The 6594-nt window shown below is 64.6% G+C and carries 5 protein-coding genes; 1 reads left to right on the top strand and 4 read right to left on the bottom strand.

The genetic code is table 11. The annotated features are described in order from the left end of the window. Positions 1 to 374: YqgE/AlgH family protein (locus tag ABYW26_RS08695; RefSeq protein WP_372604389.1), on the bottom strand; the 374-nt coding region annotated here is incomplete at its 3' end. Between the two features lie 112 nt (positions 375 to 486). Between ABYW26_RS08695 and ABYW26_RS08690 the strand changes: the two genes are divergently transcribed. Continuing rightward, the gene (locus ABYW26_RS08690; protein WP_372604388.1) at positions 487 to 1302 is read left to right on the top strand and encodes a protein-disulfide reductase DsbD domain-containing protein; all 816 of its coding nucleotides are present in this window, start codon (positions 487 to 489) and stop codon (positions 1300 to 1302) included. Here ABYW26_RS08690 and ABYW26_RS08685 read toward each other — a convergent pair. The 3 genes from ABYW26_RS08685 to ABYW26_RS08675 all read right to left on the bottom strand — a co-directional run. Continuing rightward, entirely contained in the window at positions 1299 to 4688 is a 3390-nt protein-coding gene (locus ABYW26_RS08685) for an efflux RND transporter permease subunit (protein WP_372604386.1), read from the bottom strand. The two genes, ABYW26_RS08690 and ABYW26_RS08685, sit on opposite strands and share 4 nt — an antisense overlap. A gap of 3 nt (positions 4689 to 4691) precedes the next feature. After that, entirely contained in the window at positions 4692 to 6149 is a 1458-nt protein-coding gene (locus ABYW26_RS08680) for an efflux RND transporter periplasmic adaptor subunit (RefSeq protein WP_372604384.1), read from the bottom strand. A 92-nt stretch (positions 6150 to 6241) separates the two neighbouring features. Next, positions 6242 to 6594, bottom strand: a 353-nt coding sequence (locus ABYW26_RS08675) for a molybdopterin-binding protein (protein WP_372604383.1), incomplete at its 5' end; no start/stop codon positions are given.

Genomic DNA, 6594 nt, shown 5'->3' with positions numbered 1-6594 from the left:
CCAGCGCCTCGGGCGAGGTCTTGCAGTATGTCCAGGGTCGCGGTCAGGCCAAAGCGGTTGTCGATCTCCATCGTCGAGGCGCGAGGCGAAAAGTAATCCGCCGAATGCAGCACAAAGCCGCGCCCGTGTTCGACCGGGCCGCCGAAATGCACGCGAATATCGCGATCGCCTGCGGGGGGCGTGATGTCCAGTTGCTCCAGCAATTCGCCAAAGCTGAGTTGCGGCGCGATCTTGTTGATGATCAGCCCCATCGCCCCATCGGCGGAATGCGCGCACATGTAGACCACGCTGTGTTCGAACCGCGGGTCGCCCATTCCGGGCATGGCGATCAACAGCTTGCCGCTGAGATCCATCTGCGAAAGTGTCTGGCTCATACTGTAAGAATGAGATCTTGGGCCAGTTATGCAAGGGGGCGAAAAGCCACAATCGCAGCGTCATCGCCCAAATGTGATTTCGAAACTGCTGCGCACTGCTTATGTTCGCGGCATGAAACCATGTTTTTCCCTGTTGGCCGCTGTGGCCACTTTGTCGCTATCGGCGCCGGTTTGGGCGGCCGATCCCTTTGAGGGATATGAAAACGTGGTGCAGGCCGAGATCCTGCCCGGTTGGCAAACCCCCGAGGGCGGTCAGATGGTCGGCCTGCGGCTGGTTCTGGCGCCGGGGTGGAAGACCTATTGGCGGGCGCCGGGCGATTCCGGCATTCCGCCCAGCTTTGACTGGTCCGGGTCCGAGAACCTGTCAGGGGTGACGGTGCATTGGCCCCGCCCCGAGGTGTATTTCCTGAATGACATGCGCACGATCGGCTATAAGCACGAGGTGGTGCTGCCGCTGGAACTGGTGGCGGTGGCGCCGGGCCAGCCGATTGTTCTGAATGGCCAGGTCGATCTGGGCGTCTGTCTGGACATCTGCATGCCGATGGAAATTTCGCTATCCGCGATCCTGCCAGCCGAGGCCCAGCCCGAACCCATTCGCGCCGCCCTGGCGGCACAGCCTGACAGCGCTGCCACATCCGGGGTCGGGCAGGTTCAGTGCCTGTCCGAACCGATTGCCGATGGCGTGCGTCTGACCGCGACAATCGAGGTTGCGCCGATGATCGGGCGCGAAGTGGCGGTGATCGAAACCGCCAATCCGGAAATCTGGGTGGCCGAGGCCGAGGTTCACCGCAGCGGCAACATCCTGACCGCTGTGGCGGATATGGTGCCGATGGACGGAGCGCCCTTTACCGTTGATCCCGAGACGGTGGAAATCACCCTGCTCAGCGGCCCGCAGGCGATCAGCATTCTTGGCTGTCAGGGCAGTTAACGCGCGCGGCGGTGGGCCGAAATCTCGACCGCTGCCCAACCGGTGCCACAGATCAGCGCCGCTCCGATCAGAAACAACGCCAATGCCGCCGCAAGCGATGCCGCGCCGCCGGTCAGCGCGGTCAGCGCCCCCGGCAAGGCGCCACTGATCAGCGTCCAGCCCATCGTCATCCCGAACCACAGCGCTAGCGCCGCAGCGACCGGGGCAACCACCTGAACCGCGCCGGGCACGCGCCCGACCTGACGCACCACGCGACGCAGCGAGGCAACCTGACGGGTGATATCCTGTTGCACTGCCAACAGCGCCGGCACCACCAACAGCACCAGCAGCATGCCAAAGCCCAGACCGTAAACCAGCGTCACCACCGTCGGTTTAAGGAACTGCGCCTGTTGCGAGCTTTCATAGAGCAGCGGCGCAAGGCCCAGCACCGTTGTCGCCGTGGTCAGGAATACCGCCCGCAGACGGTCCGCGGCGGCGTCGATGATCGCCGGGCGCAGGCCGCGGTTCTGGGCATATTCATCGACGGTGCTGACCAGAACGATCGAGTCGTTGATGATGATCCCGGTCATCCCGATCAGGCCGACCACGGTGAACATCGACAGCGGGATTTCCCATTGCACATGGCCATAGATGGTGCCGACCAGCCCGAAGGGAATGATCGCCATCACCACCACCGGCCGTGTCCAGCTTGAGAAAATCCACGCCAGCGTCAGGTAAATCCCCAGCAGGCACAGCACCATCCCGGTCATCGCGTCGGCAAGGAATTCGTTTTCTTGTTCGGCCAGACCCGACAGGCGCCACGCCACGCCAAAGTCGCTTTCGATGGCAGGCAGGATCTCTTGTTCGAGGATCTGCATGATTTCTTCGGCGCGGGCCGGGTCGTCTTCCGAGATATCGCCGGTCACCGACACCAGCCGGATACCGTTTTCACGCCGCACCGTGGAAAAGCCGGTTTGCCGCGACACAGTGACGATATCGGCCAGCGGCACATATTGGCCACTGGTGCTGCGCAGTTGCGTGCGGTCAAGGAAATCGGCGGTCAATTCGCCCGCCGGCAGTTCGACCTGGATCGTGGCCGAGCGCGGGCCGTCGGGATAGGTGGCGGCCTCGATCCCGTTCAGCCGGTGCCGCAGCACCGCGCCCAACGCGTCGATGCTAAAGCCCAGCGCGGTGCCTTGCGGCGTCAGATCAAGGCTGAGTTCCTCTTTGTCATAGGACAGGCTGTCCTCGACCGCAGAGACCTCGGCGAATTGCGCGACATCCGTTTTCAGCCGCTCGGCCGCCGCCTTGAGCGTGGCGGCATCGGCGCCGTAAAACTGAACGTCCAGCGCGTCGCCTCCCGGCCCGGCGCGCCAGCCGCGAAAGCTTAGGGTTTCGACCAGCGGACCCTGCTGCACCTCGTCCTGAAGCGCCGCCAGAAAGGCAAAGGACGAATAGGGCCGCAGATCGGCATCGATCAGCTCAATCGCGATCGAGCCTAACAGATCGGTGTCCTTATGCTCGACCCCGGACAGGCCGCGCCCGGTGTTGCCGCCGACCTCGCCCACAACATAATCCAGCGGATTGGTGCCGTGTTCGGATTCATAGCGCGCGGCCACAACATTGGTGGCGCGCTGCAATTCGCGCATCATCGCCATCGTGTCATCGCGGCTGGCGCCTTCGGACATAGCGAAATTGCCTGAAATCGACCCTTGTTCGGGCGCGTTGAAAAACCGCCACTGAACGTCGCCGCGAATGAACAGCGCCACTTGCGACGCCAGCACCACCAGCGCCACCGCCAGCACCGGATAACGGGCGACGATTACCCCGGCCATCAGCGGCCGGAACAGCCGCTCGCGCACCCAGCGAAAGCCCTTATTCACCACCCGCGATGGTAGGTCATACCAATGCTGTTGCGCGGTATGGGTCAGGGCATGGGCCATGTGATTGGGTAGGATCAGAAAGCATTCGACCAAAGATGCCAGCAGCACCGCAATCACGGTAAAGGGAATATCGGCGATCAGATCACCGAACCGGCCACTGATCGCGGTCAGGCCGAAAAACGCGATCACCGTGGTCAGGGTGGCGGAAAACACCGGGGCAGCCATGCGGCGGGCGGCGTTCTCGGCGGCCTCGACCGGGCCTTCGCCCAGACGCCGCGCCCGGAAATCGGCATGTTCGCCCACCACGATAGCGTCATCGACGATAATGCCGGTGGTGATGATCAGCGCGAACAGCGAGATCATGTTGATCGTCAGCCCGGTCGCATACATCAGCGCGATCGTCGCCAGCATCGAGGCCGGAATCCCTGCCGCCACCCAGAACGCGGTGCGGGCGTTCAGGAACAAAAACAGCAGGATCAGCACCAGACCCAGACCCAGCGCGCCGTTTTCCAGCAGGATATTCAGGCGGCCGGTGATTGCCTCGGCGCGGGTGCGGATCAGGTCGATGCGCACGCCCTGCGGCAGGTTCAGCGCCAGATCGTCAGCGACCTTTTGCACTGCGGCCTGAATTTCAATGGCATCGCCCCTGTCCGAGCGATCGACCCGGACCGAGATCGCGGGGTTCTCGCCAACGAAATAGCCGTGATCGCGGCCTGCGCCTTCGACCCGAACCCGCGCCACATCGCCAATGGTCAGTTTGGAGCCGTCAGGATTGGAGCGCAGTTCGATCGCCTCGATCTGCGGGGCGCTGCGCTTGGCCACACCGGTGCGAATGCGCGCGTTGGCCCCGGTCACATCCCCGGCAGGCGCGGTATCGGCAGCGGCGGCAATGGCGGCAGCGATCTCGGCCATGGTCACATCGTTGCGGATCAGCGCCGCCGAGGGCACTTCGACCACGGTTTCCGGCGCCGCCAGACCGCGAATGGTTGTGCGAGTCACACCCGCCGCGAACAGGCGAGCCACGAATTCATCGGCGAACCGGCCCAGTTGATCGACCCCGACCGGCCCGGTGATGACCACATCGGTCACCCGGTCCCGCCAGACGCCGCGCGTGACCACCGGGTCTTCGGCATTTTCCGGCAGGGTGGTCACGGTATCGACCGCCTGCTGCACCTCATCGGCGGCGCGGCCCATGTCCCAACCGGGTTCAAAGGTCAGGTCGATCACCGCCCGCCCCTCGACCGAGCGCGAGACCGAGCTTTCCACCCCTTCGACCGCCAACAAGGACGGCTCAAGCACCTGCACGATGCCGGTATCGACATCCTCGGCCCCGGCCCCGTCCCAGGTCACCTGAACGCTGACATCGTCATTCACCACATCGGGAAAGAACTGCGCCCGCATCCGCGGCATCGCCGCCAGACCCAGCACGATCAGCACCACCAGCAACAGGTTGGCCGCCGTGCCGTGGCGGGTGAAATAGGACAGAACCCCGCCCGCCCGCTTGTGGTGATCGCCCGGGTTCATCGCTTACCCGCCCATGCGGCTTTCCAGCCGCTCGACAGTGCGGGCCGGCACCTGGTCCTGCGCCAGCAACGCCAGAACCCGCTGTTTCACATCCGACGGCATGAAGGCATTGTTTTCGACAAAGGCGATCAGACGCGCCCGGCGTTCGGGGTCCAGCGTCAGCATTTCTTGCGCTTCGGGCGCGACCCCGGCCGAGGGCCGCAACGGCCGCACCTTGATCCCCGCCCCCAGAACCGGCGAGCGTTCGGCCACGACCTCGCGCCCGGTCAGGGCGTCGGCCTGAACAATCACCTCGTCGCCCTGCCGCCGCAGCAGCGTCACCTCGATCTGCTCAAGCCGGTCCTCGTCGCCCAACACCAGAACGGTCTGATTGGCGTCCAGCGCGGTTGCCGGCAACACCACGACATTGCGCAATTCCGGCTCTTGCAAATGAACGGTCACGAAATCACCGGGGCGCAGCCCCAAGGCGCTGTCCAGCCGCGCGAACAACAGCCGCCCGGTCTGGCCTTCGGCCACGGCACCGCTTTCGCGGGTCAGAACGCCCGGCGCACTCAGATCGGCACCATAGGTATCCAGCGACACGGTGACCGGCGCCGCGATCAGCCGCCCCAGATCGTCCAGCAACCGCCCGAATTGAGCGGTCGAGACCCGGAACGAGACCTCTAGCGCATCGGGCGCGATCAATTGCGCCACCTGTTCATTCACCGCAACCAGCCCGCCCGCGATGACCGAGACATTGCTCAGCGTGCCCGAGAACCCGGCGTGGATTTCCGTATCGGCCAGCCGCCGCTCGGCCTCGGCAAGGGCAAGACCGCCGCGGGCCACCTGAGTTTCGGCCTGATCAACACGGCTTTCGGCGGTTGCTTCGGCCTGACGACGGGCCAGCACCGCCTGACGGGCCACGGCCACGGCCAGTTCGGCATCCTCGACCAGCGCATCCGAGCCAAAACCCCGGTCACGCACGTTGATCTGCCGCGCCAAGGCCTGTTCGCGCAGTTGCGCCTGTTCCTGCGCCGAGGCCAACTCATCGCGTGCCAGTTCCAGCGCCCGACCGGCATCGCGGCGCTCGGCCTCGGCCTCGGCCAGATCGGCGCGGGCGGAATCGACATCGGCCAACGCATCGTCCTGCGCCACGCGCAGCAACAGATCGCCCGCCTGAACCTGACCGCCCTCTTCGAAATTCTCATGCAAGGCCACAACCGTGCCCGAGGCCTTGGCCCGCAAATCCAGCACCTGACGACTGCGCAATTCCCCGAACACGGTCAGCTCGGGCCGCACATCCCGCACCACGGCGGGAACGACGTTCACGGCAAACACCCGCTCGCGCGCGGGCATCTGCGCCGGCCCCGAGGCCATCCGATGCTGAACCGCCGCCGAAATCAGGTATCCCGCATAGCTGAGCAATCCCAGCGTGGCCGCCAGCAAAAACAACCCGGCAAGCGAGCGCCGAAGAAAACCCATGAACACGGTCCTTTCACTGGACGATAAGCCGAGGCACAAGATAGCGCCGCGCCGGAACAGTTCCAAGCACAACTCTGTTACGCGGGCGGGCGCTATTTCCGGCGCTTGTGTTCGTCCAGTCGCGGCATGATCTCGACGAAATTGCAGGGCCGGTGCCGGTAATCCAGCTGCCAGACCAGAATTTCATCCCACGCATCCTTGCAGGCGCCCGGACTGCCGGGCAGCGCGAACAGATAGGTGCCATTGGCGACACCGCCGGTGGCGCGGCTTTGCACCGCGCTGGTGCCGATCTTCTGCATCGAGACCATGGCAAAGATAGTGGCGAAAGCCTCGACTTCCTTCTCATAGACCTCACGATGCGCCTCGACCGTGACATCGCGCCCGGTCAGGCCGGTGCCGCCGGTGCTGATGATGACGTCGATATCGGGGTCTGCGGCCCAGATCT

The sequence above is a fragment of the Actibacterium sp. genome (genome assembly GCF_041584535.1).
In the GTDB taxonomy this organism is placed as follows: Bacteria; Pseudomonadota; Alphaproteobacteria; order Rhodobacterales; family Rhodobacteraceae; genus Actibacterium_D.
The sequence above is the reverse complement of the archived record's forward strand: the minus strand, read 5'-3'. Positions and strand labels throughout refer to the sequence as shown.